The 25,510-nt window shown below is 49.5% G+C and carries 30 protein-coding genes; 17 read left to right on the forward strand and 13 right to left on the reverse strand.

The annotated features are described in order from the left end of the window. Nucleotides 1–5: 5 nt before the first annotated feature. Entirely contained in the window at nucleotides 6–908 is a 903-nt protein-coding gene (locus C6Y40_RS21980) for a type 2 periplasmic-binding domain-containing protein (RefSeq protein ID WP_146129629.1), read from the reverse strand. A gap of 271 nt (nucleotides 909–1,179) precedes the next feature. Between C6Y40_RS21980 and rplM the strand changes: the two genes are divergently transcribed. The 10 genes from rplM to C6Y40_RS22030 all read left to right on the forward strand — a co-directional run bounded on the left by rplM (nucleotide 1,180) and on the right by C6Y40_RS22030 (nucleotide 8,744). Continuing rightward, nucleotides 1,180–1,608, forward strand: a complete 429-nt coding sequence (rplM, locus tag C6Y40_RS21985; protein WP_105936542.1) for a 50S ribosomal protein L13 — start codon at nucleotides 1,180–1,182, stop codon at nucleotides 1,606–1,608. Between the two features lie 12 nt (nucleotides 1,609–1,620). Continuing rightward, entirely contained in the window at nucleotides 1,621–2,013 is a 393-nt protein-coding gene (gene rpsI / locus C6Y40_RS21990) for a 30S ribosomal protein S9 (RefSeq protein ID WP_105936543.1), read from the forward strand. Between the two features lie 414 nt (nucleotides 2,014–2,427). Continuing rightward, entirely contained in the window at nucleotides 2,428–3,060 is a 633-nt protein-coding gene (gene petA / locus C6Y40_RS21995; RefSeq protein WP_105936544.1) for a ubiquinol-cytochrome c reductase iron-sulfur subunit, read from the forward strand. A 1-nt stretch (nucleotide 3,061) separates the two neighbouring features. Beyond that, nucleotides 3,062–4,327, forward strand: coding sequence for a cytochrome b (locus C6Y40_RS22000; RefSeq protein WP_105936545.1), 1,266 nt, complete (start codon nucleotides 3,062–3,064; stop codon nucleotides 4,325–4,327). Continuing rightward, nucleotides 4,324–5,058 carry a cytochrome c1 gene (locus C6Y40_RS22005; protein WP_105936546.1) on the forward strand — a complete coding sequence of 245 codons (735 nt, stop codon included), beginning with the start codon at nucleotides 4,324–4,326 and terminating at the stop codon, nucleotides 5,056–5,058. The genes C6Y40_RS22000 and C6Y40_RS22005 overlap by 4 nt, the downstream gene beginning before the upstream one ends. Nucleotides 5,059–5,178: 120 nt before the next feature. Continuing rightward, nucleotides 5,179–5,811 carry a stringent starvation protein SspA gene (sspA, locus tag C6Y40_RS22010; protein ID WP_105936547.1) on the forward strand — a complete coding sequence of 211 codons (633 nt, stop codon included), beginning with the start codon at nucleotides 5,179–5,181 and terminating at the stop codon, nucleotides 5,809–5,811. Continuing rightward, the gene (locus C6Y40_RS22015; RefSeq protein ID WP_105936548.1) at nucleotides 5,808–6,254 is read left to right on the forward strand and encodes a ClpXP protease specificity-enhancing factor; all 447 of its coding nucleotides are present in this window, start codon (nucleotides 5,808–5,810) and stop codon (nucleotides 6,252–6,254) included. Before sspA ends, C6Y40_RS22015 begins: the two co-directional genes overlap by 4 nt. Before the next feature lie 241 nt (nucleotides 6,255–6,495). Next, on the forward strand, nucleotides 6,496–7,209 hold the full coding sequence (locus C6Y40_RS22020; RefSeq protein ID WP_105936549.1) for a spondin domain-containing protein: 714 nt from the start codon (nucleotides 6,496–6,498) through the stop codon (nucleotides 7,207–7,209). Nucleotides 7,210–7,217: 8 nt separating this feature from the next. Next, entirely contained in the window at nucleotides 7,218–7,925 is a 708-nt protein-coding gene (locus C6Y40_RS22025; RefSeq protein ID WP_105936550.1) for a spondin domain-containing protein, read from the forward strand. Between the two features lie 105 nt (nucleotides 7,926–8,030). Beyond that, nucleotides 8,031–8,744 carry a response regulator transcription factor gene (locus C6Y40_RS22030; RefSeq protein ID WP_105936551.1) on the forward strand — a complete coding sequence of 238 codons (714 nt, stop codon included), beginning with the start codon at nucleotides 8,031–8,033 and terminating at the stop codon, nucleotides 8,742–8,744. Nucleotides 8,745–8,826: 82 nt separating this feature from the next. Here C6Y40_RS22030 and C6Y40_RS22035 read toward each other — a convergent pair whose 3' ends face one another. Further along, nucleotides 8,827–11,019 carry a prolyl oligopeptidase family serine peptidase gene (locus C6Y40_RS22035; protein WP_105936552.1) on the reverse strand — a complete coding sequence of 731 codons (2,193 nt, stop codon included), beginning with the start codon at nucleotides 11,017–11,019 and terminating at the stop codon, nucleotides 8,827–8,829. Nucleotides 11,020–11,129: 110 nt separating this feature from the next. Beyond that, nucleotides 11,130–12,488, reverse strand: a complete 1,359-nt coding sequence (gene mgtE / locus C6Y40_RS22040; RefSeq protein WP_105936553.1) for a magnesium transporter — start codon at nucleotides 12,486–12,488, stop codon at nucleotides 11,130–11,132. A gap of 241 nt (nucleotides 12,489–12,729) precedes the next feature. Between mgtE and C6Y40_RS22045 the strand changes: the two genes are divergently transcribed. Then, on the forward strand, nucleotides 12,730–14,745 hold the full coding sequence (locus C6Y40_RS22045; RefSeq protein ID WP_105936554.1) for a cache domain-containing protein: 2,016 nt from the start codon (nucleotides 12,730–12,732) through the stop codon (nucleotides 14,743–14,745). A gap of 12 nt (nucleotides 14,746–14,757) precedes the next feature. Here C6Y40_RS22045 and C6Y40_RS22050 read toward each other — a convergent pair whose 3' ends face one another. Next, complete coding sequence (locus tag C6Y40_RS22050) at nucleotides 14,758–15,492, reverse strand: helix-turn-helix domain-containing protein (protein ID WP_105936555.1); 735 nt, start codon at nucleotides 15,490–15,492, stop codon at nucleotides 14,758–14,760. Between the two features lie 115 nt (nucleotides 15,493–15,607). On the opposite strand from C6Y40_RS22050, the gene C6Y40_RS22055 reads away from it, so the two are divergent. From C6Y40_RS22055 to C6Y40_RS22080, 6 genes are all read left to right on the forward strand, one after another. Next, entirely contained in the window at nucleotides 15,608–15,949 is a 342-nt protein-coding gene (locus tag C6Y40_RS22055; RefSeq protein ID WP_240622053.1) for a hypothetical protein, read from the forward strand. A gap of 51 nt (nucleotides 15,950–16,000) precedes the next feature. Further along, a complete protein-coding gene (locus tag C6Y40_RS22060) occupies nucleotides 16,001–16,792 on the forward strand; it encodes a DUF2145 domain-containing protein (RefSeq protein WP_105936557.1) in 792 nt (263 codons plus the stop codon). 14 nt (nucleotides 16,793–16,806) lie between these two features. Then, a complete protein-coding gene (gene yiaA / locus C6Y40_RS22065) occupies nucleotides 16,807–17,280 on the forward strand; it encodes an inner membrane protein YiaA (RefSeq protein ID WP_105936558.1) in 474 nt (157 codons plus the stop codon). A gap of 64 nt (nucleotides 17,281–17,344) precedes the next feature. Continuing rightward, entirely contained in the window at nucleotides 17,345–17,797 is a 453-nt protein-coding gene (locus tag C6Y40_RS22070) for a hypothetical protein (RefSeq protein ID WP_105936559.1), read from the forward strand. A 117-nt stretch (nucleotides 17,798–17,914) separates the two neighbouring features. Next, nucleotides 17,915–18,952: a mechanosensitive ion channel family protein gene (locus tag C6Y40_RS22075; protein WP_105936560.1), complete on the forward strand. Its 1,038-nt coding sequence runs from the start codon at nucleotides 17,915–17,917 to the stop codon at nucleotides 18,950–18,952. Between the two features lie 145 nt (nucleotides 18,953–19,097). Beyond that, the gene (locus tag C6Y40_RS22080) at nucleotides 19,098–19,556 is read left to right on the forward strand and encodes a hypothetical protein (protein ID WP_105936561.1); all 459 of its coding nucleotides are present in this window, start codon (nucleotides 19,098–19,100) and stop codon (nucleotides 19,554–19,556) included. 104 nt (nucleotides 19,557–19,660) lie between these two features. Here the strand turns inward: C6Y40_RS22080 and C6Y40_RS22085 are convergent, their stop codons facing one another. The 9 genes from C6Y40_RS22085 to kdsC form a co-directional block, all read right to left on the reverse strand. After that, on the reverse strand, nucleotides 19,661–19,933 hold the full coding sequence (locus C6Y40_RS22085) for an HPr family phosphocarrier protein (RefSeq protein WP_105936562.1): 273 nt from the start codon (nucleotides 19,931–19,933) through the stop codon (nucleotides 19,661–19,663). Continuing rightward, the gene (rapZ, locus tag C6Y40_RS22090) at nucleotides 19,933–20,778 is read right to left on the reverse strand and encodes an RNase adapter RapZ (RefSeq protein ID WP_105936563.1); all 846 of its coding nucleotides are present in this window, start codon (nucleotides 20,776–20,778) and stop codon (nucleotides 19,933–19,935) included. The genes C6Y40_RS22085 and rapZ overlap by 1 nt, the downstream gene beginning before the upstream one ends. A gap of 23 nt (nucleotides 20,779–20,801) precedes the next feature. Further along, on the reverse strand, nucleotides 20,802–21,260 hold the full coding sequence (ptsN, locus tag C6Y40_RS22095) for a PTS IIA-like nitrogen regulatory protein PtsN (RefSeq protein ID WP_105936564.1): 459 nt from the start codon (nucleotides 21,258–21,260) through the stop codon (nucleotides 20,802–20,804). Nucleotides 21,261–21,275: 15 nt separating this feature from the next. After that, nucleotides 21,276–21,563, reverse strand: a complete 288-nt coding sequence (hpf, locus tag C6Y40_RS22100) for a ribosome hibernation promoting factor (protein ID WP_105936565.1) — start codon at nucleotides 21,561–21,563, stop codon at nucleotides 21,276–21,278. Between the two features lie 24 nt (nucleotides 21,564–21,587). Further along, nucleotides 21,588–23,066, reverse strand: coding sequence for an RNA polymerase factor sigma-54 (locus C6Y40_RS22105; RefSeq protein WP_105936566.1), 1,479 nt, complete (start codon nucleotides 23,064–23,066; stop codon nucleotides 21,588–21,590). Between the two features lie 67 nt (nucleotides 23,067–23,133). After that, a complete protein-coding gene (lptB, locus tag C6Y40_RS22110) occupies nucleotides 23,134–23,859 on the reverse strand; it encodes an LPS export ABC transporter ATP-binding protein (protein WP_105936567.1) in 726 nt (241 codons plus the stop codon). Further along, a complete protein-coding gene (gene lptA / locus C6Y40_RS22115; RefSeq protein WP_240622054.1) occupies nucleotides 23,856–24,365 on the reverse strand; it encodes a lipopolysaccharide transport periplasmic protein LptA in 510 nt (169 codons plus the stop codon). Before lptA ends, lptB begins: the two co-directional genes overlap by 4 nt. Nucleotides 24,366–24,396: 31 nt before the next feature. After that, nucleotides 24,397–24,960, reverse strand: coding sequence for an LPS export ABC transporter periplasmic protein LptC (lptC, locus tag C6Y40_RS22120; protein WP_105936569.1), 564 nt, complete (start codon nucleotides 24,958–24,960; stop codon nucleotides 24,397–24,399). Then, a complete protein-coding gene (kdsC, locus tag C6Y40_RS22125) occupies nucleotides 24,957–25,505 on the reverse strand; it encodes a 3-deoxy-manno-octulosonate-8-phosphatase KdsC (protein ID WP_105936584.1) in 549 nt (182 codons plus the stop codon). The genes lptC and kdsC overlap by 4 nt, the downstream gene beginning before the upstream one ends. Nucleotides 25,506–25,510 lie beyond the last annotated feature (5 nt).

Genomic DNA, 25,510 nt, shown 5'->3' on the forward strand with positions numbered 1-25,510 from the left:
ATGTTTTATTCTGCAGCCCGGGCAGCAAGGTAAGCGCGTAACGGAGCCGGACTCTGGCTCCACAAAGGGTTTTCAAAGGTTTGCTTGATGCCAGGATTTTCCAGCTCAAATATTTTTCGGTTGGGGTCGGTGGCCAGCTCCAGCGCTCGTCGATGATTGTAGTGTTTGTCGAAATAGGTTTTAAGTTCACCGCTATCCAGCATTCTTAACAAACCCGTATACAGCCGTTTTACCAGTTTCGGATGTTTTGGCGATACAAAAAAATATTCGTAGCTGGGATAGCGCAGCAACAGGTTATCTTCGAGTTTAACTAACTTGTCGGCATGTCGTTCGAGGTCGTTGGAGACTTCGATAACATTACGCGGAAAATAGTCCACCATGCCTTTTTCTACGGCGATAAACATATTGGCAAACCACAGGCTCCAGGGGAGCCCTTCAACCTGATATCCATTGTATTTTAGCACCGTTAAATCCGGCCAGTCTGCGCCCTGTACCCCCAGATAAGACTGCAGGGTTGATTTGGTTACATCCTGCGGATAACTGCCTTGCTTGTATTTATGGATAACCAGCACCCGATAACCGGCGAGGCCTTGCAATAAGGGAAAACGTACCGTAAGCAACTGCTTTTCCCGCTCGGCTGAGGTAGCGCTCCACATTACCTGCGCCTCGCCACTCTGGAGCTTTATAATTTGTCTGGCCTGGGGCATGGGTTGGGGATGTGGTTCTGCCACTGCCGCCCCAAATTCTGGTGTTAACTCCAGCACCTGTGCCAGGATCTGCGCGTGATAATACCCGTAGGCTTCATCGGCAAAGGCGCGGGTGAAAATCACTTTTTCTGGCGCGTCGTTAGCGAAGCCTGCCGGGCTGAATAACACGGCGAGCAGGATTGAAAATGAAAAGGGTTTCATAAACAGCAATATATGTTTGAATTCGTTATCAAGATTAGTCGACGAATAAAGCTTGTGCCAATTTAATTTTTTGCTGTGTTGGGGGTATGCTTTTTGTGCAAATGCTGTATAATTCGCGCCCTGCCCAGTTACACCCACCTGTGGGAAGGTGGAAGAATCATCAGACTCGAAGGGGTCAGACAGTTGATTTTAGGTAGGTTTGAAACGTTGTTAATCGCTTAACAATGCTTCTTAACCAAAGTAACGACGAATTATTTCGGTGAATTTTAAAATGAAAACTTTTGTTGCAAAGCCAGAAACGGTAGTCCGTGACTGGTATGTGGTAGACGCCACAGACAAAACTCTGGGTCGCTTGGCTTCTGAAATCGCACTGCGTTTACGTGGTAAGCATAAGCCTGAGTATACTCCTCACGTTGACACTGGTGACTACATTGTAGTTATCAACGCTGAGAAAATTACTGTAACTGGTAACAAAGCGCAGGGTAAAATGTACTACGCTCATACTGGTTATCCTGGTGGTCTTAAAGAGACTAACTTTGAGAAGCTGCTTGCTCACAAGCCAGAAATGGTGCTTGAAAAAGCGGTTAAAGGTATGTTGCCAAAAGGTCCTCTGGGCCGTGCAATGTTCCGCAAGCTTAAAGTTTACGCAGGTGCTGAACACAAGCACACTGCTCAACAGCCTCAAGTATTGGACATTTAAGGAGCTTATCACATGGCAGATACTCAATATTACGGCACTGGCCGTCGCAAAAGTTCTACTGCTCGTGTATTCCTGCGTCCAGGTTCAGGAAACATCACAGTAAACTCACGTGCTCTTGACGAGTACTTTGGTCGTGAAACCGAGTGCATGGTTGTTCGTCAGCCACTGGAACTGGTAGAAATGACTGAAAAGTTTGACCTGTACATCACTGTTAAAGGTGGTGGTTCAAATGGTCAGGCTGGTGCAATCCGTCACGGTATTACCCGTGCACTGATGGAATATGATGAAGCACTTCGTCCAGCTCTGCGTAAAGCAGGCTTCGTTACTCGTGACGCTCGTCGCGTTGAACGTAAGAAAGTGGGTCTTCATAAAGCACGTAAGAAACCACAATTCTCAAAACGTTAATACGTTTATACAGAATGCAAAAACCCGGCTTATGCCGGGTTTTTTTATGCCTGATGTACAGGGATTTTTACGCTTCTACGCAGACCGCGAAGCGCCCGCTGCACAATTGTGATAATTAAATGTAAAAAATATGTTTAAGGCCGTAAATCTGACTACGACTTTCGTCTCAGGCTGCATTACCGGCCTGATTTGGCGCAAATATTTATCCAGTTAATTCCAGTAATTCCTTGTGTTTTGAGGGGGTTTTCTTTTATCATTTTCGGTCGAAAATTATGACAATCTTTCGTGCTAAATCGCCACCTTGCTAAAACGCTCTGGCGATACGGACACGACAAGTTTAATGAAAGCCTGTAAAACCCGCCTGGGGCGGTGGTTTGCGGGTTTTCATATTATCCAAAACCTGGAGAAAAGTGGATGAGCAATGTATCTGTAGATGCAAAAGAGTCTGCGCTGAGTGATAACAAACCGCAAGATAATCCGCGTCGTCGGTTTCTAACCGTTGCGACATCGGTTGTTGGTGGTGTGGGTGTAGTAGGTGCAGCTGTACCTTTCGTTGCGTCCTGGAATCCGAGTGCAAAAGCGAAAGCGGCCGGTGCTGATGTGGAAGTTGATATCAGCGCAATCGAACCTGGCCAGCTGATTCGTGTTATGTGGCGAAGCAAGCCGGTATGGATCGTACGTCGTACGCCTGAAATCCTGGCAGAACTTGGTCAACACGAAGATCAGTTACGTGACCCTAACTCTGAAAACGAGCAACAACCTGCATTTGCGCAGAACCAGTACCGCTCAATGAAAGAGGAATACCTCATTCTGGTAGGTATTTGTACGCATCTTGGTTGCTCTCCACAACACATGAAAGATGGTGCGTTTGAAGAATACGTCGAAGGCGTGCCAGAAGGCTTCTTCTGCCCGTGCCACGGTTCTAAATTCGATATGGCCGGCCGCGTTTTCCAAAACGTTCCAGCGCCATTAAATCTGGTTGTTCCACCGTATCAGTTTGTTGACGACACAACAGTGATCATTGGTTCAGAAGCGGAGGTTGCGTAACATGCAAGCATTTCTAGCCTGGATTGAAGCACGTATCCCAATGATGCGTGTGGCCAACATGCACGCTATCCAGTATCCGGCACCACGTAACATGAACTTCTGGTACGTGTTCGGGTTTCTGGCCACCATTGTATTAGTAAACCAAATCGTAACCGGTATCTGGTTAACCATGAACTTCAACCCAACTGCCGAAGGTGCCTTCGCGTCGGTTGAATACATCATGCGTGAAATCGATTACGGATGGATCATCCGTTACATGCACAGCACCGGCGCGTCAGCGTTCTTTATCGTGGTATACATGCACATGTTCCGTGGCATGATCTACGGTTCTTACCAGAAGCCACGCGAGCTGCTGTGGATCTTCGGTATGCTGATTTACCTCGCCCTGATGGCTGAAGCCTTCATGGGTTACGTACTGCCATGGGGTCAGATGTCTTACTGGGGTGCACAGGTAATCGTATCGCTGTTTAGTGCCATTCCGGTGATTGGTCCGGACTTAGTACAGTGGATTCAGGGTGACTACGTTATCTCTGGTGCTACGCTTAACCGCTTCTTTGCGTTACACGTTATCGCATTGCCACTGGTTATTGTTATCTTAGTGTTCCTGCACATCATTGCACTGCACGAAGTGGGTTCTAACAACCCTGATGGTGTGGCTATCAAACACAAGAAAGGCAGCCTGTCTGAAGACGAAAAAACCAAGTTTGAAATTCATGAGTACTACACCAGCAAGTATGACATCGCAGATGATGTTGTACCCTTCTTCCCGCACATCGTGCTGAAAGACCTGGTGGCGTTTTGTATCTTCCTGGCGGCGTTCACTTACATCATGTTCTTTGCGCCGGAAATGGGCGGTAAATTCCTTGAGCATCCAAACTTTGAAATTGCTAACCCGCTGAAAACGCCTGCGCATATCTTCCCGGTATGGTACTTCACGCCGTTCTACGCGATTCTGAAAGCGGTTCCGGATAAGCTGTTTGGGGTTATCGCGATGTTTGGTGCGATTATCTTCCTGTTCCTGTTACCTTGGTTCGACCGCGGTACCGTTAAGTCATGGCGCTATCGCAGCGGTCTGCATAAGCTGAATCTGCTTGTGTTTGCCGGTGTGTTTATTTTCTTAGGTTACTTAGGCGGTACGCCTCAGGAAAACTGGAAAATCACGGCGTCGCAAATCTTAACAGTGATGTATTTCGGTTTCTTCATCCTGCTGTTTATCTACAGTAAAAATGAAACAACTAAGCCTGTACCAGCGAGGATCCCTAAATGAGAAAACTAATTTGTGTACTGGCGTTGCTGTTGCCTGGGATGGCTCTGGCCGCTGGCGGCAACGTCCACCTGGACAAAGCTAACTACGATTTGAGCGACAAAGCGTCGTTGCAGCGTGGTGCGAAATTATTCATGAACTACTGCCTTGGCTGTCACGGCCAGCAGTATCAGCGCTACCAGCGTACGTTCAACGATCTGGGTATTCCGGAAGAACTGGCAGAAGAAAACCTGCAATTCACCGGTGATAAAATCTCCGATTACATTGAACGCTCTATGCCGGCAGAGTCTGCCGCTCAGTGGTTTGGTGCGGCGCCGCCGGATCTGACACTGGTTGCTCGCGTTCGTGGTGCTGACTGGATTTACACTTATCTGCGTTCTTTCTACGTGGATGAGTCGCGTCCGTTTGGTGTCAACAACACAGTATTCCCTGAAGTAGGTATGCCACACGTGCTGCAACCACTGCAAGGTACGCCGCGCATGGTTGAAGAAGAAGCAATGGTCGATGGTGAAACAGTGATGCGTCACGCCGGTATTAAAACCGATGGTGACGGTGCACTGACAACCGCAGAGTACGACCAGGCTATTCTGGATCTGGTTAACTACCTCGAATACACCGGCGAACCGTTCCGCCTGGAGTCAGAGTCCATTGGTAAATGGGTACTGATCTTCATCCTGGTACTGTTTGTATTTGTATTCATGCTCAAGAAAGAATTCTGGCGAGACGTTCACTAATCGTCAGGGTTTTATAGTATAATAAATGACAGGGGGCCTCTCGCCCCCTTTTTTTAGTTTATGTTGGCCGCAAATTAGCGTTCAACCATGCTCGATTTAATGTATCTCGGAGGAGAATGAATGGCCGTAGCCGCGAATAAACGTTCAATCATGACGTTGTTCTCAGACACGATTGACATCTATAGTCATCAGGTTCGTATTGTATTGGCCGAAAAAGGCGTTGGCGTTGAGATCAGCTACACCGATCCCACTAAACTGCCTGAAGACCTGATGGAGCTGAATCCTTATGGAACAGTGCCCACTTTGGTTGATCGTGAATTAGTGCTGTATAAGTCTCACATCATCATGGAATACCTTGATGAGCGTTTTCCTCATCCGCCACTGATGCCTGTTTATCCGGTATCCCGTGGTCAGAGCCGCCTGATGATGCACCGCATCGAACAGGACTGGTACAGCCTGGCAGCGCAAATCTTCCGTGGCGAAGGTGATGTGGAAACTGCCCGCAACGATTTACGCGAAGCGCTGTTAAGCCTGGCACCGGTATTTGCCGAAATGCCTTACTTCATGAGCGAAGAATTCAGTCTGGTAGATTGCTACCTTGCGCCGTTGTTATGGCGTTTACCTGCCCTGGGCATTGAGCTTAACGGTGGTGGCGCTAAAGACATCCACGCTTACATGAACCGTATCTTCTCAAGAAGTTCGTTCAAAGCGTCGCTGACTGATCAAGAACGCGAAATTCATAACCCGTTATGAGTCAAATGACCTCCAACCAACCGTATTTGTTAAGAGCGTTTTTCGACTGGATTGTTGATAACGATCTCACGCCCTACATTGTTGTAGACGCCACAAATAGTCTGGTTGATGTGCCGCAGGAATTTGTTAAAGACGGTCAAATTGTGCTGAACATCTCGCCGTCTGCCTGTGTTAATTTCTATCTGGATAAAGATGGTTTGTCGTTTCAGGCCCGTTTTAGTGGCCAGCCGCGCAGCCTGAGTATGCCTTGTGAGGCAGTTCTGGCTATCTATGCGCGTGAGAATGGCGCCGGTACGGTATTTGCTCCTGAGGGCATGCCGGCTGATGAGCCCGAAGCAGACGACAGCGCTCCGGTTCTGGAAGAAGCAAAAACAGACGCTGAGGTACCGCCTCAGACGCCACCAAAACCTCGTGGTAAACCTAATCTGAAGGTCATTAAATAATCTGGCGTGAATAGATAATCAGTAAAAACCGGCTTAACCGCCGGTTTTTTTATGCCTGAAAATTGTGATTTTTCTGTGAAACTTTTGCGAACTTTGTCGGCCATGCTTAGCGCTATGAAGAACGGGGGATAGCACGCATAAGCGTGGCTCCGATTTTCTAATCCTCGGTATCTGTTGCTGTGTACAAGTAATCCAGTGAACTATCGAGGCCTGAAAATTATTACGCGCAAAAGGAATCTCTATGAAACTAAAGCAACTGACACCCTTAATGGTCGCCACCGGCCTGACTGCAATGAGCGGATTCGCTCAGGCCGCCGAGCTTGAAGTTACCGTGCAAAACCTCACTCGCGGTATTTATTTTACGCCCATTTTAATTACGGCCCATAGCCCTGATCAGCAGCTTTTCAATGTGGGTGAAGCCGCCAGCACCGAGCTGCAGGCGATGGCTGAAGGCGGCGATATTTCCGGATTGGAAATGGCCGTCGATGCATTAAGTGCCGATACAGTCGCTAATCCAGCTGGCGGTTTATTAATGCCAACCGCAGCCACGACAACGACTTTATCGACCATGGACGGCAACACCGCATTATCTATCGTTGCCATGATGCTGCCGACTAATGATGGCTTTATTGGTCTGAATAGCTGGATGATCCCCGATGAGCCGGGTACTTACACCGTGTATCTTAATGCCTACGATGCGGGCACTGAAGCCAACGATGAAATCCGGGGCGGCGGCGCACCTGGGGCGCCGGGTCTGCCTGTTCCACCGCCGCTTGAAGATCTGGTGGGAAATGGTGGTAGTGGTGTAACCAGCGAAATCACCAATGCCACGGTGCACATTCACCCCGGGAATCTTGGCGACAATGATACCGAGGCTGGCATGTCTGATATTTCCAATACTGTCCAGCGCTGGTTAAACCCTGTTGCCATGGTCACCGTTACCGTATCAGAGTAGGAGGTCCCATGGTTATACAACAACGATTCGGACTTTCACTGGTCGCGTTAAGCTGCCTGGCCCTGACTGCATGTGATCATAACGATGATAACGAGCCTGCCCCGGTGCCACCCGCTGATGTCTCGTATTCCTATGAGGTGACAGTACAAAACATAACGCAGGGACAACCGCTGTCGCCGGTAGGTGTAGCGCTGCATGGTGATGCGGTGATGTGGGAAGTAGGCATGCCTGCCTCAGCGGCTCTGGAAGTACTCGCTGAGGGTGGTGATAACAGCGATTTTACTGCCTCAGAGGGCGTAATGGCCTCTGCATCAGGTGCAGGGCCTATTGCGCCGGGTAGCAGTGAAACCATCACTGTCACAGTGATAAATGAACCTGATACGTTTATCAGCGTTGCTACCATGTTGGTTAACACCAACGACGCGTTTGCTGGCGTTACCGGCCATGCTTTGGGTGAGCTTGAAGTGAACCAGAGCATGACCATGGTATTGCCCGTCCTCGATGCAGGTACCGAGGCCAACAGCGAGGTGGCGGGCACTATTCCCGGCCCGGCTGATGGCGGGGAAGGCTACAATGCTGAACGGGACGATGCGGATTTGGTGAGCTTTCACCCTGGCGTGGTTTCGGCTCAAGATGGCCTGAAAATGTCGGTGCTTACTGCTGCGCATCGGTTTGATAACCCGGCGGTAAAACTCACCATTACCCGGGTTGAATAACCACCGCAATAAAAAAGTGGAATAAAGTTTCCTGTCTTCCGGTCTGTTGATTAATAACAGGTACGCTGACTGCGTCTGCAGTCAGGCAACAGACCGGGAGAGGGAATGATTCTAATTGTCAGCGATAATCGTCATCATTGTCGGCCGCTACTTACTTGCGTTGAGCGGATCAGCGAAAACTGTGAACTGGTATGCACTTCATCCGGGGTCATTCAGCGTTGCCTGCAAAAACGTTACCCGGTAATCATTATTGACAGCTACAGCAAGCTTGCCGAACACTTTGAGCTGATTGCCCAGCTACAGACTAAGTTACCCGACAGCGCAATCATCGTTATGGCTCATCAGGGCTGTGATTCAGAGCGTATTGTCAGCCTTGAACTCGGTGCCCAGGACTATATTGAGTATCCGTTTAATCCGGCCGAGGTACAGGCCCGGATAAGGGTTCAGTTACGCCGCGCCGCCGGTCGAACCGGGGCGGATAAAAGCAGTGAGCACCCGGTTCGTATCGGTCGCTTTTATATCGATAACAGCTATCACCGTGCCGAGCTGGACGGCCAGGCATTACCTCTCACCGCCAAAGAATTCTCGTTGCTGCATTTCCTGGCCAGTCATCCGGATCAGGTATTTTCCAGAGAGCAATTGTTAACCTCAGTCTGGGGATATCATTATGGGGGCTTTGAACACACAGTGGCCAGTCATGTAAACCGCCTGCGTGCCAAGCTGGGGAAAACCAAAGCCGGCGCTCATCTGGTCGAAACCGTATGGGGTGTGGGGTATAAATTTAACAGCGACTGTTTACAGTTATCCCAATCCGCTTAGGGATTGGGGAACCAGTAAAATGAAAAAAGCCCGTTAACGTAACGGGCTTTCTTGTGGGCTTTTCTGGTGAAAATCAGCAGGCTTAATCTGCGCTTTCAGCCATCAGTTTCTCTGTCAGATAGGTGAACTCAAGGGCTACCCGCTTAGCGGTTTCTTGCTGGTTAGCCGCTGCTGAATGACCACCATCAATGTTCTCGTAGTACAAAAACGGCTTGCCGGCGGCCTCAAACAGTTTGGCCATCTTACGGGCGTGTCCGGGATGTACCCTGTCATCCTTGGTGGAGGTCACAAAGAAAGGTTCCGGGTAATCCGCATCGGCATCAAAGTTGTGGTAGGGCGACATTTTTTCCAGCCATTCGCGCTCTTCGGGCACTTCTGGTGAGCCGTATTCTCCCACCCAGCTGGCGCCGGCCAGCAACAGGTGGAAACGCAGCATATCGAGCAATGGTACCTGCACTATCACCGCATTCCACAGGTCCGGGCGTTGAGTTAGCATGACCCCCATTAGCAGACCACCGTTAGAGCCGCCCTGGATCCCCAGATGTTGTGGAGAGGTCAGTTTGTGATCAATCAGCCATTCGCCTACTGCGATAAAGTCGTCATAAACCACCTGACGTTTGGTTTTCAGACCGGCCTGATGCCATTTAGGGCCGAATTCACCCCCGCCACGGATATTCGCCAGCACAAAAGCACCGCCTCGTTCTAACCACAGTTTGCCCCTTAAGCCACTGTAGCTGGGTCGCATAGAAATTTGAAAGCCGCCATAGCCATACAGCAGAGTAGGCGTTTTGCCATCGTGCTTAATGCCTTTTTTATGGATCACGAAAAACGGAACCATGGTGCCGTCTTTCGATTTTGCTTCTTTTTGCTCTACTACCAGATCCTCAGCGTTAAACCAGCTGGGCAGGCTCTTTAAGGTTGTCACTTCGCCGCTTTGCGGTGAATAACTCATTAACGAATCGGGCGTCAGGAAGCCTTCGTAATTGATCAGTACCGTTGCCTCATCTTTACCAGCAAAAGAGACCGACAGCGTGCCATTGGCAGGCAAGTCCAGTTGTTCCCGTTGCCATTCATCGCCGGCTTTAGTGATGGCAAATACTTTGCCTACCACATTGTCGCTTAAAGTCATCAGTAACTGTCCCCGGGTCATCGAGACACCTTCGATAGCCTGACGATCGTTAGGTTCAAAAATGACCTCAGGCACCGTTTCAGAGGTCATTTCGCCTGCTTCAGTGAAAGGCATCGCCAGCAGACTACCGGTAGAATAATGCGTGGTACTGCCAGCGGCTTCCACGGTCCAGTCTTGTTTGATGGTAAATATCAGTTGTCCTTCAAACAAACCCACGATATCGGCTTTATCTGGCAGCGGAAGACGCACAGCATCTTTACCTGCCGGGAATATATAGTTTTCGCGGGTAAAGAAAGTGGGGGCAACGACTACCCCTTCCAGGCGGGTGCCATCATCCCGTTCCTGGGTGTAAGGAAATACGCCAACATCAGTTTTATTGCCGCTGAACAGCTGTGTTGCTTCGCTAAGTGGTGTGCCGCGCTGCCAGCGTTTTACCGTAGAGGGGTAGCCGGATTGCGTTAGGGTAGTGCCATCACCGCCCCAGTCTGTCGCCACCAGCAGTGTATTGTAGTCAACCCAGGCTACGCCGGATTTGGCTTCGGGCAGGGTAAAGCCGTCATCCACAAAGCGCTTGGTAGCAAGGTCAAACTCACGGATCACCACCGCGTCTTTGCCGCCATTGGATAAGCTAATCAGGCATTTGTAATCGGCTTTTGCCTTGGCGGTGTAACAGTTGGCGCCTTTATATACCCAGTTTCTATCTTCGCGTTCGGCCAGTTGGTCGAAGTCGAGGATAGTTTCCCATTGGGGAGATTCGGTAGCATAACTTTCGAGTGTGGTTCGGCGCCACAGGCCTCTTACATTAGTCGCATCCTGCCAGAAGTTGTACACATAGCCATTACGGATGGTGCCGTAGGGAATACGCTCGGAGGAGTTAACCACTTCCAGCGCTTGCTCATTCAGGTCGGCATAAACTGGATTAGCCTGAAGGTCGGCCAGGGTGCGCTGGTTCTGGCTACGTACCCAGTTGAGTGCTCTGTCGCCTTCGACTTCTTCCAGCCACAGGTAAGGATCTTCAGTGGTGGCAGGGACGGCCGGGGTTACCGAACTGGCGGTGTCCTCTGTAGAGCTTTGTTGCGCGGTCATACAGCCACTCAGCGCGAGGGCGGTTGCCACAGCAATGCTCAAAGAGCGGATCAGTTCCATGTGTTCTCTCCTTTGAAAGATGGCCGCTCACCACTCAGCAGCGGGTGATAACGGCAGGCTACTCTATTGATTGTTGGTTACATCGTCAGGGTAGATGTGGCGAGTTACCGCTACACCAGAAATAGCGTTGCGGTGCCCAAAAAGGCAAAGATACCCACTACGTCGGTGATGGTAGTCAAAATCACACTACCAGCCAGCGCGGGATCAATGCGCAGCTTTTTCATAACAATAGGTAGTGTAGCGCCTGACAGCGCAGCGGCAATCATGTTCATCAGCATTGCGAAGGCAATGATAATTCCGAGTGTAAGGTCTTGTTTCCAAGCGGCTATTACGGTGGCAATCAGGACTGCCCAGATAACACCATTAAGCAAGCCTATAGCGAACTCCTTGGTGATCAGCCAGCGTGAGTTAGACGGATTAACGTGGCCCAGAGCCATACCGCGGATCACTAAGGTGAGGGTTTGGTTACCTGCGACGCCCCCCATGCTGGGCACAATAGTATTGAGAATGGCCAGCACTGCCAGTTGACTCAGCGTCGCTTCAAATAAATCGCTTACCGCAGCGGCCATCAGGGCGGTAAGCAGGTTAACGCCAAGCCAGACAGAGCGTCTGCGGGTACTTTGCCAGACCGGGGCAAAGGTATCTTCTTCATCATCCAGACCGGCCATACTCATCATGGAGTGTTCGGCGTCTTCACGAATAATATCCACCACGTCATCAATGGTGATCCGGCCGACCAGACGGTGTTTATCGTCCACCACCGGTGCCGAAAGCCAGTTATACCGTTCAAACATGCTGGCGACTTCGTCATCGGGCATATTCACGGGAATAGCTTCTGGCTCTTCGTCCATGACATCCGATACTTTGGCTTCCGGATCGGTTGTGAGAAGCCGTGCTACGGGCACAATACCCACCAGATTATCGGTGCGGCTGACCACGTAAAACGTATCGGTATTTTCCGGCAGCTCACCTTTCAGGCGCAGATACCGCAGTACCACATCAATGGAGACTTCCGGGCGCAGCGTAATGGTGTCGGTGTTCATGATGAAACCAGCGGTTTCTTCACCGTAGGACATCGCTTGTTCTGCGCGGTGGCGGTCCTGGGCATCCATGGACTGCAGCACATCCTGCAGCACTTCTTCAGGCAGACTCGACAAGGTTTCGGCGAGGTCGTCGGTGTCCATGTCTTCGAGAGCATCGACCACCTTGGCGGGCATCATTTTGGCAATAATACCGTTACGGACTTCCTCGGAAAGCTCTTCGATGACATCGCCATGAAAATCACTGTCGAGTAATTCCCATAAATCATCACGGGTTTTGGTAGGGCTGGACTCAAGAATCAGCGCGACATCGCTGGGGGGCATCTCGTGCAGCTGCTTGCGCACAGAAACAAAGCGACCCTCAGACAGCGCCTGATTGATGGCACGTAATTGCCCTCGCGCATAGTTCGCTTCAATCGCTTCTGCCACCCGTAATCCTTAAGTATATCGCTATGTCTGTAAGGGTAACTCAGAGGCTGATTTCTGTCATGGATTAAAACGTTAACTGGCGCTTTTTTATTCTATACAACAGGTTTTAGCGTGACTTCTATAGCTAAAGGTTATGGTTGTTAACATAAATTATACGATATTTTATTTTACCATCTGTTATAAAGAATATTAATAACCCATTTAAAACAATAACTTATACTAAAGTATTAGGTGCGGCGCCGTGGAAATTTTAAATACCAGAAATAACAATGCGCTGGCAGTAGTCTTTCCTTCTGTCATAAAACATCAGACTAACCTGACAAACCTCAATCGTTGGTGGGATAAAGTAGCTCTGGTTGGCAAAATTAACAGTTTGAATGTGCCTCAGAGTTTGTTAGCTAACATGCTGGATACTAAGGGGGAATTTGCCGACCTACAGGAATTGCTGATTGAAAATCTACTGGCTGAGCAGCTACAACAGGTGGGGCGCAAGCACCGCTCTTTGGCCCAGACGCTGATTGATATTCCCAACCGTAATTTGTTTGAACGCACCGCCGATGTGGGCTTTCTGGCCACCGATACCCGGTTTGTCAATTTTTTGAAAGCGCAGCACAACATCACCGATAGCCAAACCGCAACTGATACTCAAAACATCGTGCAGCATATGCAGGAATACGCAGCAAAATATTCCGTGTACGACGATGTGATATTACTCGACCCGCAGGGCCGCGTAAGAGCCCGTATGAATAGCGCGGTGGCCGGGCAATTAGGCACGGATCCGGTAATCAAGGAGCTGGTAAGCAGTGGTAAAGACTACGTGGAGATTTGCCGTTATTCTGCACTGTGTCCGCATAAAACGGTTGCTTCTTTGTTTCTCGCGCCGGTCAGGGATCCGCATAGCAACGAACTGCTTGGAGTGCTGTGTTTAAGCTTTAAACTGGAAGATGAAATGACTTCGCTGTTTGCTGACCTGGATGATGGCAGCGGACTGCTGATGGCGTTACTGGATGCTCGTGGTAAGGTTCTGGTGTGCAGTGATCAGTCGGTATTAGGGCGGGGTGAGCAGGTAGCAACGAATGGTCAGGGCTCGTTAATTACGCTTAACAACCAGCAATATTTTTGCACCGTGGCACCAACCCGGGGTTATCAGGGATATACAGGGTTATCCTGGCAGGGATGTGTGTTAATGCCTTTTACACAACCTGCGGAACAAGGAGAGCAGACAGACACAGCAGCGGCTGAGCAGGACGTTACCCGTTGGCAGGGATTTTCTGCCACGCTCAGCAATATTCAACATCGTTCCCGGGTGGTTACGGATGATCTCGATCTGGTGGTGCTCAATGGCCGTATCGCGGCGGCCCGCACCGATGCGGATGAGTTTATTCCGATACTGGAAGAAATTCGTCAGATTGGCCGTCAGATGCAGGGCATTTTCAGTCGCTCCGTGAGCCAGCTGATGAGTACTGCATTAACTACCCACTACAATGCACTGAGCGCTCAGGCAGCTTTGGCGATTGATATTATGGACCGAAATTTATACGAGCGGGCCAATGATTGCCGCTGGTGGGCATTAACGGACACTTTTACACAGGTGCTGTCTGCACCTGATTTTTCGCCGCAGGCAGGCCAATCCATAAGTGATACCTTAGCTTACATCAACGATTTATATACGGTGTATCAGGGGATCTACGTGTTTGATAAAAGCGGTAGGATCATTGCAGTATCAAATCCCGGCTTCAAAGCATGGCAAGAAACCCAGGCAACAGAGCACAGTCGTTGGCAAAGCGTTATGGCCCTGACGGACACGCAGCAATACTGTGTGTCGTCATTTCACCCTTGTGATTATTACCAGCAGCGACCCACGTATATTTATAATGCCGCAATTCGCAGTGATAACCGTGTCGTTGGGGGGATAGGTTTGGTGTTCGACAGTGAACCCGAGTTTCGGCAGATGCTGGACGATGTGCTCAATAGCAGAGATTCAAAACGGATGGGGATTTTTGTAGAGCGCAGCGGTAAGGTAGTCTCCGCCAGCAGCAATGCGCCCTGGCAGGCGGGCTGTCAACTGACGCTTCCTCAAGATATTGTTCGTTATCGTAGCGGTGAACAGGGAGCGGGTATTTATACTCTCGATGGGCAGCAGTACGTGGTTGGTTTTGCCGTCTCAAAAGGTTATCGGGAATATAAGACCACGGATGGCTACCGCAATGAGATTGTGGCACTGATGATTGAGAAAAATGCTGGCCAGCCCGGGTAGGCCAGGCTGGTATTACTCCCGGCGCATTGCTTCAAATAATGATGGCTCCCAGGGGCGCATGGCCATGAGCAAGCCCATATGTGTGCGTTCACTGATCGGTAAGCGGGCATCTTCTTCATTGAGTTCGGCCGCTTCCCGGGTTAACTGATTGAGCCGGCGCTGGATAATTTCCACCGAACTCGCCGAATAGCGCCCACGCAGGTAAAAACGAAAAGCCCAGGGTTCGTTTTTTTTCGGCGCCATAAATTTTACCATCACTTCCTGCTCCATAAACCTTTCCAGGGGGCCGCCCGGGATCCAGCGAAAATCCTGCGCAATCAACAGGCGGTAGCGATTACCGGGCAGAAACTCAATCAATTTCAGACGATCCAGTTTTACCATCAGGCGCACGGCTTCGGGCTCGCTGATAGCGTAGTAATCAATGATCTCGTTAAATTGCCAGCCATCGCGCACGCACACCGCGGCCAGCAGCAAGCGTGGATTCTCAAGCAGTTCGCGCTCCTGCGCCTCAGATAGCTGGGAAACCCGAGGCTGAGTCTGGGCAACCTGAATAAACACATCGCTCAGGGTTAACCCTAACGCCTCACAAACCTGCTCCAGGCGCTCCAGGGTAAAACTCTGTTGGGAAAAGCAGCGTTTTATACTCGCTTCACTTAGTTGCAGCTGTTCAGACAGGGATTTATAGGTCATTCCCTGTTCCTTGAGTAATTGCTTTAAACGCTGTGTTACCTGCTTAATCTGACTCATAGTATTAAAATCCGATACCTTTGGTGTAGGAATATACTACAAATTTTAATTGAGTTTACTTATTTTCTACCGAGGATTAGCTTGAAGGGGAACCAACCAATGAAGGATTATGACCATGAAGAAATTAGTTATTGCGTTACTTACCAGTGTTGTTATTAGCCAGGGGGCTATAGCGGCGGACTCCGTTGATCACAGCGGTCAGGCCAGTAAACACAGTGTACTGGCCAGTGTGGAAGGTGCTGCTTCAACGGCTTCGGTAGCCAGTGCCGTAGTCGCAGCACCGGTGATTGTTACTGGCATGAGTGTGGTGGCCGTCGCCGACTCAACCCACCAGTCGGTTAAAGCCCTTCATGCCAAACATCAGCAAAACACAAAACCTCTCACTATTACTACCCGCGTGATCACTCGCGATCCACCGCCTTCAGAAGTCGTAGTTGAACAAACGGTAAAACACTAAGGGTTTACCCTCAGGGTTCACCCTCAGGGTTAATCCGACAAGGAACAGACTATGCGAGTCATTATAGCAGCACTATTGATTTTACTGACTGCCGGCGCACAGGCCGGCAGTCAGGCCCCGTCGAAATCGGTATTTCAACCAGAGCAGATCATCGACTTTGCCAAGCAGGTCGAGCAGTATGCGGCAGAGCACCAAGCCCATGCCTTTATTATCGGCCGGGTCGGCCGCCCGGAAAAAGAGCTGCCCAAAGGCATTCATTTTACCCATACGGCGGTGGCGGTTTACTCTGCCATTACCCTGGATGACGGGAGTACAGAATACGGTTACGCCATTCATAATCTTTATCAGCGCGCAGACGACCCGGGCCGCAGCGACATTGTTATTGATTACCCGGTGGATTTTTTCTGGGGCGCACAAACGCTTAAAGCCGGTATCGTAATACCAACCCCGGCGGTGCAGGAACGGCTCATTGCACTAATCAGTGAACAAAAGCATCTGGTTTTGCACAACCCCCGTTATTCGGTAGTGGCCAATCCTTTTAATAGTGAAAGGCAAAACTGCACGGAGTTCACCCTGGATATGCTGCAGGCGGCCATGTACCAGACCGAGGATAAAAAGCGAATTAAAGCCAATAATGCCGCTTACTTTAATCCTCAGCGAGTGCATATCAGCCCGCTAAAACTGGCCCTGGGCAGTATGGTAACAGATGGGGTAACCACTTCTGATCACAAAGGGCGGGTTCGCACAGCTACCTTTACCACTATTGGCCACTACTTAGCGCAGTTTAACTTGTCTCAACATGCCGTGGTGCTTTATGCCAACGGCCGTACCCAAGCTATTTAACCGAGGATATCAATATGAACATCTCTGCTCAGACGCTGACAAATACCCCCACCAGGGCTTTTCGGATTGCTGCCGTGGCGGCGCTTGTCATTGGGGTTGCCAGTTACCTGATTGGCTTATTTAACGCTTACATGCAGCTTAATGAAAAAGGCTATTACCTGACCGTAATGCTACTGGGACTTTTTGCGGTGGTGTCTTTACAGAAAACCATTCGTGATAAAATGGCCGGAATCGAAGTGACCCGTGCCTACTTTATTGCTTGCGGCGTAGCAACTGTAGCCGCTATCGCGCTGTTAATTGTGGGGCTATATAACGCGGAACTGGCACTCAGTGAGAAGGGCTTTTTCGGGATGGCCTTTGTATTAAGCATGTTTGCCGCTATCACCGTGCAAAAAAACGTGCGGGATTGTGCTGAAGCCGAAACGGATACGGCTACTATTCAATCAACCACGAGCCAGGCAGCCACTTTTTCTGCCGAGGCAGAATAAGTCGCCCTGTTGGCGACTTATTCGCTATTGACGTTCAGGCGATAAACTAAACAAGGATTCAGTGATGAGTAAAAGTTTTTGGATAGCGTTAATAGCGGCCTTTGTTGTTATTAATGAAATACTGGTGGACTGGGTATTGGCTATATCTGTTGGCGACTTCGGTGTGGCAGAAGGGTTTTCTGAGGTGACGCGGTATTTAACTGTCGACAGCCTGCTGTTTGCTGCCGGATTCAGAGTTATTCCCTACGGCGCTTTGCTTCTGGTGGGACTAACTACCAGTCTGAAACGTTCCGTGCCAGGCAAGCTCGCTCTTTGGTTCGCGCTGTTAGCGATTGCGGCAATCCACTTTTCTGGCTACTGGGGTATGCAGCATTCACTTTATACCCCGGCCCACACATCTTCAACGTCTGCGTTGGCCCTTATTTTTGTACCTATCCACGCGGCATGGATAGGGGCGCTTACCGGTGGGGCTGTGTTGATGGGGGCGAAGCTCGGGATACGGCTCTTTAAACGGTAAAATATCGGAGTAACCACGTAATGAACTGAGTGATGCCAGGGGCGGCCCTGGCATTTCTGATCTATTCAGGGAAAAAGCTATTATTAATTAATGGAAACAGCGTAAGGGAATAAGTTAATGGAATCCTCCACCAGTGAACTGGTTAGCTCGCTAAATGCATACTGGCAGGCTTTTATCGTAAAGCTGCCAGCTATTGCATTAGGGGTGTTGATATTGATGCTGACCTTGTGGCTCGCCGGACGAGTTTCACAAGCATTGATAAGACCTGTTCGTTACCTTTCTTCCAGTCCGCTATTGCGTTCGGTCAGCCAGCGCGCGGTGAGTCTGATTCTTATTCTGCTGGCACTGTATATCTTTTTAAAGCTCTCCGGCCTTTCCGAGTTTGCCGTGGCAATAATGAGCGGAACCGGTGTACTGGGGCTTATTCTGGGGTTTGCCTTTCGGGATATCGCAGAAAATATGATAGCCAGTTTGCTATTAACGGTGCAGCGCCCGTTCCGTATTGATGACGTGGTGCAAATAAATAGTTATACCGGGGTGGTTCAGAAAGTCACAACACGGGCCACTACGCTGGTGGATTTCGATGGCAATCATATTCAGATACCCAACGCCGTGATTTACAAAGGAACCATCAAGAATCTCACCGCAAACCCTAAAATGCGTGGCCAGTTTACCTTAGGTATTGGTTACGATGCCGACTGTCAGCAGGCTCAGCGGTTAGCGTTACAGCTAATTGGTGAGCACCCTAACGTACTAAAAGAGCCTGAGCCGTTAGTGTTGGTTGATGAGCTCGGCTCGGCGACGGTAAATCTCAAAGTGTATTTCTGGATCAATGTAGAAAGTACCAGCGTAATTAAAATGGCGTCGGTATTAATGCGCGACCTGGTGGAACTGTTTACCGCTCAGGGTATCAGCATGCCGGATGACGCCCGTGAAGTGATTTTCCCACAGGGCGTGCCGGTAACAATGGTGAATAATCAGGAGCAGGTCAGCGATAACAAAGAGCCGGTTAAACAAAGCCCGGCCAGCAAACCCGCATCCGCCCCCAAGAAAAGCCAGGCCGCTCATGATGACGTCTCCAGTGAAAATGATGATATCCGCCGCCAGGCAGAAGAAGCCAGGGCGCCGGAGCAGGGCGCGAATATATTGTCTTAGTGCTGCGTATCGCATTAGAAATTTATCTCATAAGGCGCACTGAAGCCTGCCAGGTCTCTGCTTTTAATGTTCTGTTAATGTTGCTGTAGGGCTCTTTTCATTGTTACTAGCTATACTTAATGAGGTCAAACAGAAGGAGTTCGATATGATAATAACGCGATTCGTGCCAACCTTAACGACACTGACTATCCTGATGACTTCGTCTGTCGCTGCATCGACTATCAATGGGATTAGCGACTACCTCACCTCACAAAACACACATGATGTCAGTTTCAGTCAATATAGCATTGGCATTCAGGCGAAAGGCCTAAATGAAGTGCAAAATACAATTTTTGCTTTGCCAGTCTGCAATCCAAATAGCATCGATTTGGCCATGCTCGCAGAACCAAATCAGCTAGCGTGTGATTACTTTAATCCTGTGGTCAGTCACAATAAACAGGCTTTAGTTGCAGAGTACCAAATCTCTCCCGGCCCGGGGAAGTCGGTAACATTCAAAGGCTGGCCTGTATGGATTAGGGATGGCAATGCGCCTTCACCCAGCCACTTCGACACGGATTCAGCGGATAATCGCCATGTGAGAGTGGAGTTTCGATTTGGATTTTAGGTGAAACAAATCGGCAGGTTGCAACTGAAATTAAATGACCAGACTTTGCCATCCGTAATTAAACAAACCACAGATAACCGCTTCGCTGAGGTTATCTGTGCGTGCTACTCGTCTTCGTTAAAACGGCCAACAATCAATGTTTCCACTGCTGCCATGGCGGCTTCGGCATCCGGGCCTTCGCTGATCACATCAACCTGTTCGCCCTGATGACTTTCCATCAGCATTAAACCCAGCACGCTGTTGGCATTAGCTTCTTTATCCCCTTTTTTAAGGGTGATTTCGGCATCAAACTGATTAGCCAGTTGTACTAACTGTGTGGCTGCGCGGGCATGCAGGCCAAGCTTATTAACGATGGTAAGAGTTCTTTCTACGCGCATTATCGGTTTAACTCCCGGTGACGGATTTGCACATCCGGATGCTTATCGCTGTATATTTTGGCCAGTGACTGGGCTACAAACACCGAGCGGTGCTGGCCTCCGGTACAGCCTATAGCAATGGTTACATAGCTGCGATTATTCCGTTCCAGGTGCGGCATCCAGGTATCCAGCAGGTTTTGTATTTGCCAGATAAACTTGGTAACAATGGGTTGAGAGCCCAGAAAGGCCTCAACCGGTGAATCCAGCCCGGTTAAATGCTTCAAATCAGGTTCCCAGTGCGGGTTAGGTAAAAAGCGCACATCAAACACGTAATCTGCGTCTTTGGGGATGCCGTGCTTAAAGCCAAAGGATTCAAATACCAGTACCAGTCTGGAGCTTTTCTTACCCAGAATTCGCTCCCGGATAAGCTCAGCCAGCTGATGAATCGATAAGCGGTCGGTGTCGATATACAGGTCAGCACGCTCCACAATAGGCGCTAGCAGTTCTTTTTCTGCCAGAATGGCATCGGCCAGGGATTTATTCAACTTGGCCAGTGGGTGCAGGCGGCGGGTTTCACTAAAACGCTTCACCAGCATGTCATCGCTGGCATCAAGGTAGACGATGGTCATAGACCAGGATGAAGGTAGGTAATCAAGGATTTCCACCAGTTCATCGGGATCCTTTGGCAGGTTACGCACGTCGATACTCACGGCTACCTGATCGTATTCGTCGACCACGGTATGGGTGAGGGTAGGGAGCAGGTTTACCGGAATGTTATCAACGCAGTAGTAGCCCAAATCTTCCAGGGCCCTTAGCGCAACGGATTTGCCGGAGCCGGAGCGCCCGCTGATAATAATGAGTTTCATGGTTTGTCAGACTCCCTGCCGGACTACTGTGCAGCCTCGTCGCATAGTGCGGCGATAACCTGTTCCTTCGATTCGGCGTTACGGATGGTTTTTACAATGCTTTTCTGGCTTAACTTGCCGGCAATCGTGGCGAGGGTCTGCAAATGCCCCTCGGTCTGGTTTTCTGGTACCAGAATGGCAAAAAAGATATCAACCGGTTTATCATCAATGGCGTCAAAGGCAATGGCTGGGTTGGTGGTTACTACCACGGCTGTTACATTGGAAAGATTAGCCAGTCTGCCATGCGGTAACGCTATGCCATTACCAATGCCGGTGCTGCCCATTTTTTCGCGACTGAGCAGGGCGTTAAGCGCGTCTTCTTTTTGAATTTCGGCGTTGGTTTCGGCAGCAATATCGCTGATGATTTCTAAAATTCGTTTTTTACTGTTGCACTGGACCGCACATTCAGTGCGATCCAGGCTAACTAAGGCTTGAATATTCATAAGGTTAAATTGGGCCTAGTGCTTTTTGAGCTTTTCCTTATGCTTAATTACCTGGCGATCCAGTTTGTCGACCATACTGTCTATCGCGGCATACATATCTTGATTTTCTGACGAGGCAAATACTTCCGCGCCACTCAAATGCATCGTGGCTTCGGCTTTTTGAGCAAGCTTTTCCACGTTGAGGATCACATGCACATTGGATATGTGATCAAAGTGGCGCTCCAGTTTACTAAACTTGGTATCAACATAATTACGCAAAGAATCGGTTATCTCGATGTGATGACCTGTAAGATTTATTTGCATAGTTCGTCTTCCTTATATTTCGGCCTAAATAAGGCTCTTGCGTTGGTTAGACGGTGGAATCGACAAGGATTCCCGGTATTTTGCTATTGTCCGCCGGGCAACTTTTATACCTTGTTCGGCCAACAATTGAGCAATTTTGCTGTCGCTTAGTGGTTTACTGGGCTTCTCGGCGGCAACCAGTTTTTTAATCAGAGCGCGGATGGCAGTAGATGAACATTCTCCGCCCGACTCGGTGGCTACGTGGCTGGAGAAGAAATACTTCAGTTCAAAAATACCGCGGGGGGTGTGCATGTATTTTTGAGTGGTTACCCGCGAAATGGTAGATTCATGCATATCAACCATTTCGGCTACGTCATTGAGGACCATAGGCTTCATCATTTCCGGGCCGTGTTCGAAAAAGCCCATTTGCTGCTGCACAATGCAGTTAGCAACCTTGAGCAAGGTTTCGTTACGCGACTCCAGGCTCTTGATAAACCACTTGGCTTCCTGCATATGCGAGCGAATAAACTGGGAATCTGAACTGTTGCGGGCCTGACGGCTCATGGCAGCGTACTGCTGATTTACGCTCAGTTTTGGCAGGCTGTCGGGATTGAGTTCAACCACCCAACGGCCTTTTTTCTTGGTGACCGATACGTCGGGAATAACGTACTCGGGTTCCTGAGTAATTAATGCACTGCCCGGACGCGGATTAAGGGTTTGCAGTAAGCGCATTGCCTCACGCAAATCATCTTCCTTCAGGCGTGATTTACGCATTAAGGTGCGATAGTCCTTGCTGCCCAGCAGGTCGGCATAGTCTTCAATCAGGGTTTTTGCTTCCTTGAGCCATGGCGTGTCGGGAGCAAATTGTTTTAACTGGACCAGTAGACACTCCTGCGGGGTACGTGAGCCTGAACCAATCGGGTCGAACATTTGGATCCGTTTCAGTACGCATTCAATTTCGTCCACTTCAACCGGTTCTTCCATATCTTCAGTATTGACGCTCTGCAGGATATCTTCAACTGTTACGGTTAAATATCCTGATTCGTCAATCGAATCAATAATGGCAATCGCAATGGCACGGTCTACATCGCTGAAGGGCGTGAGGCGCATTTGCCAGAGCAGGTGGTCCTGAATATTGTCGGTGGTTTCACCCTGAAAAACATTCTCATCGTCGTTGGAAGCAGGGCCTGGCGCTGGCGCTGAGGAGGCCGAATAATATTCATCCCAGGTGCTGTCGATGGGTAATTCGTCGGGCAACTCGTTCTTTTCTAGGGCCTCATTGGTGTCCATGCTGGTCTCGGTGCTGGCGGTTGCTGCGGCATCCGCTTCCGCATCGAGTTTACTTTTCTCAACCGTATCGTTGTCGCTGTTGTCATCAACTTCCAATAACGGATTTGAATCGAGCGCTTCCTGGATTTCCTGTTGTAAATCCAGAGTAGATAGTTGCAGCAGTTTAATCGCCTGCTGCAATTGTGGCGTCATAGTAAGTTGTTGACTAAATTTGAGCTGTAAAGATGGTTTCATCTACTTCTGTTCTTAACGCCTTGCTTATTATTGATCGGGACAAAATTTGTTGTCTATATGCATCTAACTATAGCCTGAATTGCTCACCCAGGTATACATCCTTGACCTTTTGATTACTTAAAACCTGTTCGGCGGTGCCCTGGGCGATTAATTCCCCCTGACTCACAATGTAGGCTTTCTCGCATACGTCGAGGGTTTCCCGGACGTTGTGGTCGGTAATCAGGATACCAATTCCACGGTCACGAAGATGCTGTATGATCTTCTTTATATCATTAACCGAAATTGGGTCAACTCCCGCAAAGGGTTCATCGAGCAAAATAAATTTTGGATTCGCCGCCAGTGCCCTGGCAATTTCTACCCGACGCCGCTCTCCCCCCGACAAACTCATCCCTGTACTATTACGTATATGGTTGATATTGAATTCATCAAGTAGCGCATCGGCTTCATTTTGCTGTTCGGCAGAAGAAAGGTCTTTGCGTGTCTGCAATATTGCCATGATATTGTCAAAAACCGTTAACTTTCTGAAAATAGAGGCTTCCTGGGGTAGATAACCAATTCCGTTGCGGGCACGTTCGTGCATGGGCTGGCGGGTCAGATCCATCTCGTCGATGCGAATATCGCCCTTATCCAGTGCCACCAGGCCTACAATCATGTAAAAAGTGGTGGTTTTACCTGCACCATTGGGGCCTAACAGGCCAACAATCTGGCCGGCAGATACCTCAACGCTAACATCCCTTACTACCTGCCGGGACTTATACGACTTAGCTAAGTGGGTGGCGGTCAGGGTGGTCATTCGTTGTCATTATCCTGTTGGTCGTCTGTGCTATCACTGGCCTTGCTTTCGTCGCGCACGGCTTCAATATCTTCCAGACTAAACACGGTACGCACCCGGCCATCTTCACTGCCGCTGCCGTCACCGGTAGCTTTTAGTTGCTCTTTTTCCATGTCGTAAACGATGGTTTCACCTTTTACTACACTGGTATTCTGATTCAATTCGGCATCACCGGCCAGCGAAATAGTGCGATTCGCCACTTCATAACGGATCTCAAATGCACGGGCTTCCACAACCCGGCCATCGTCCAGAGTCTGGCTGTATACAGCAGGTTTGCCAGTAGCAATAAATATTTCCTTGCCCTTGCCGCCGCCAGCTTCTACTTCTACCCGGTCGGCCTTAATGCTGAGCGAGCCCTGGGTAACCTGTACATTATCAATCAGGATAGACTTTTTATTCTTACCGTCGAGGAACTGTGACTCGGAAAACACCTCGATGTCTTTTTTGAAATCAGACTTGGCTGCCATGACCACCGCCGGCGAGAGCGTCAGCGACAGGCTAGTTAGCAGGGGAATAAGTCGTTTGCACATGTTGATTCAACTCATAAGTTTTATTCAATAGGTTGGCGCGAAGTCCGTTACTAAATATCAGGAAATCAGGCCCCGAAATTTCCACCCTGGCGTCGGAAACCATGGTTTGTTGGTCCAAATCTATCTCAAGGTAGTCTGTGGTTACCCGCTGTACAAAGTCAGCCTGGTCCTTACTCACAATCACTACGTTATTTTCCAGTTGTATCATATTGTTATCATACAACGTCCCTTCGTCGGCGACTACCTGCCAGGGTGGCTCGCCAGACTCCTGGTAAATGGTGTACTGCGGCGCTAAAAACAACACAAAGCCCAGCTGCTCGTAGTTTTCCATGGTAGATGAAAATACTTCATGCACGCGCTGACCCTGTTCGTTATATAAGGTGGTGGTCAGGTTACGGGCTTTATAACTGGGTGTAATGGCCAATACATCCTGATCCGGGGGGATAAGCGGTTCTTCTGCCAGAAACCCGGGCAGGTAAAGCAGTGTGGCCAGAATAAACAGGCAGGCAATGCTCAGGCCTACTTTACTCATACACTGGCTCCTAAAATACCTTGTAACTTATCGTTGGCCTGCAGCAGGGTGTCACACACTTCTCTTACCGCACCAAAGCCGCCTGGCAGGGTGGTTACCCAGTTTGCCTGCGCAATCACCTGTGGGTGGGCATCCTTCACCGCAATATTAACTGCGCTGTGGGTATACATACCGGTATCCGGCATATCATCACCAATCGCGGCCACCTGTTCCCGGCTAAGCCCCAGTGAAGCAATTAACTCAGCCAGCGCGTCGGCCTTGTTTTCTTCACCCTGGATTATGTGCGACACCTTTAATGATGTCATACGGTCCTTAACGATAGCTGAACGCCGGCCGGTAATTACTGCCACTTCAATGCCGGCATTAACCAGCGCTTTAACGCCATAACCATCGCGGGTATGAAAAGCTTTTAATTCTTCGCCCTGATTGCCCAGATAAATGCGTCCATCTGAGAATACACCATCCACATCGCAAACCAGCAGCTTAATCTGTTGCAGTTGCTGATAAAACGCATGAGGAAGTTCAGTATACAGGGTTTTAACCATGCTCA

This window comes from Marisediminitalea alba (assembly GCF_002993365.1).
Taxonomy (GTDB): domain Bacteria; phylum Pseudomonadota; class Gammaproteobacteria; order Enterobacterales; family Alteromonadaceae; genus Alteromonas; species Alteromonas alba.

Excerpts from the sequence above, each read along its gene's own strand:
- C6Y40_RS21980 (WP_146129629.1), bottom strand. The coding sequence starts at position 908 with ATGAAACCCTTTTCATTTTCAATCCTGCTCGCCGTGTTATTCAGCCCG.
- rplM (WP_105936542.1), top strand. The coding sequence starts at position 1,180 with ATGAAAACTTTTGTTGCAAAGCCAGAAACGGTAGTCCGTGACTGGTAT.
- rpsI (WP_105936543.1), top strand. The coding sequence starts at position 1,621 with ATGGCAGATACTCAATATTACGGCACTGGCCGTCGCAAAAGTTCTACT.
- petA (WP_105936544.1), top strand. The coding sequence starts at position 2,428 with ATGAGCAATGTATCTGTAGATGCAAAAGAGTCTGCGCTGAGTGATAAC.
- C6Y40_RS22000 (WP_105936545.1), top strand. The coding sequence starts at position 3,062 with ATGCAAGCATTTCTAGCCTGGATTGAAGCACGTATCCCAATGATGCGT.
- C6Y40_RS22005 (WP_105936546.1), top strand. The coding sequence starts at position 4,324 with ATGAGAAAACTAATTTGTGTACTGGCGTTGCTGTTGCCTGGGATGGCT.
- sspA (WP_105936547.1), top strand. The coding sequence starts at position 5,179 with ATGGCCGTAGCCGCGAATAAACGTTCAATCATGACGTTGTTCTCAGAC.
- C6Y40_RS22015 (WP_105936548.1), top strand. The coding sequence starts at position 5,808 with ATGAGTCAAATGACCTCCAACCAACCGTATTTGTTAAGAGCGTTTTTC.
- C6Y40_RS22020 (WP_105936549.1), top strand. The coding sequence starts at position 6,496 with ATGAAACTAAAGCAACTGACACCCTTAATGGTCGCCACCGGCCTGACT.
- C6Y40_RS22025 (WP_105936550.1), top strand. The coding sequence starts at position 7,218 with ATGGTTATACAACAACGATTCGGACTTTCACTGGTCGCGTTAAGCTGC.
- C6Y40_RS22030 (WP_105936551.1), top strand. The coding sequence starts at position 8,031 with ATGATTCTAATTGTCAGCGATAATCGTCATCATTGTCGGCCGCTACTT.
- C6Y40_RS22035 (WP_105936552.1), bottom strand. The coding sequence starts at position 11,019 with ATGGAACTGATCCGCTCTTTGAGCATTGCTGTGGCAACCGCCCTCGCG.
- C6Y40_RS22050 (WP_105936555.1), bottom strand. The coding sequence starts at position 15,492 with ATGAGTCAGATTAAGCAGGTAACACAGCGTTTAAAGCAATTACTCAAG.
- C6Y40_RS22055 (WP_240622053.1), top strand. The coding sequence starts at position 15,608 with ATGAAGAAATTAGTTATTGCGTTACTTACCAGTGTTGTTATTAGCCAG.
- C6Y40_RS22060 (WP_105936557.1), top strand. The coding sequence starts at position 16,001 with ATGCGAGTCATTATAGCAGCACTATTGATTTTACTGACTGCCGGCGCA.
- yiaA (WP_105936558.1), top strand. The coding sequence starts at position 16,807 with ATGAACATCTCTGCTCAGACGCTGACAAATACCCCCACCAGGGCTTTT.
- C6Y40_RS22070 (WP_105936559.1), top strand. The coding sequence starts at position 17,345 with ATGAGTAAAAGTTTTTGGATAGCGTTAATAGCGGCCTTTGTTGTTATT.
- C6Y40_RS22075 (WP_105936560.1), top strand. The coding sequence starts at position 17,915 with ATGGAATCCTCCACCAGTGAACTGGTTAGCTCGCTAAATGCATACTGG.
- C6Y40_RS22080 (WP_105936561.1), top strand. The coding sequence starts at position 19,098 with ATGATAATAACGCGATTCGTGCCAACCTTAACGACACTGACTATCCTG.
- C6Y40_RS22085 (WP_105936562.1), bottom strand. The coding sequence starts at position 19,933 with ATGCGCGTAGAAAGAACTCTTACCATCGTTAATAAGCTTGGCCTGCAT.
- rapZ (WP_105936563.1), bottom strand. The coding sequence starts at position 20,778 with ATGAAACTCATTATTATCAGCGGGCGCTCCGGCTCCGGCAAATCCGTT.
- ptsN (WP_105936564.1), bottom strand. The coding sequence starts at position 21,260 with ATGAATATTCAAGCCTTAGTTAGCCTGGATCGCACTGAATGTGCGGTC.
- hpf (WP_105936565.1), bottom strand. The coding sequence starts at position 21,563 with ATGCAAATAAATCTTACAGGTCATCACATCGAGATAACCGATTCTTTG.
- C6Y40_RS22105 (WP_105936566.1), bottom strand. The coding sequence starts at position 23,066 with ATGAAACCATCTTTACAGCTCAAATTTAGTCAACAACTTACTATGACG.
- lptB (WP_105936567.1), bottom strand. The coding sequence starts at position 23,859 with ATGACCACCCTGACCGCCACCCACTTAGCTAAGTCGTATAAGTCCCGG.
- lptA (WP_240622054.1), bottom strand. The coding sequence starts at position 24,365 with ATGGCAGCCAAGTCTGATTTCAAAAAAGACATCGAGGTGTTTTCCGAG.
- lptC (WP_105936569.1), bottom strand. The coding sequence starts at position 24,960 with ATGAGTAAAGTAGGCCTGAGCATTGCCTGCCTGTTTATTCTGGCCACA.
- kdsC (WP_105936584.1), bottom strand. The coding sequence starts at position 25,505 with ATGGTTAAAACCCTGTATACTGAACTTCCTCATGCGTTTTATCAGCAA.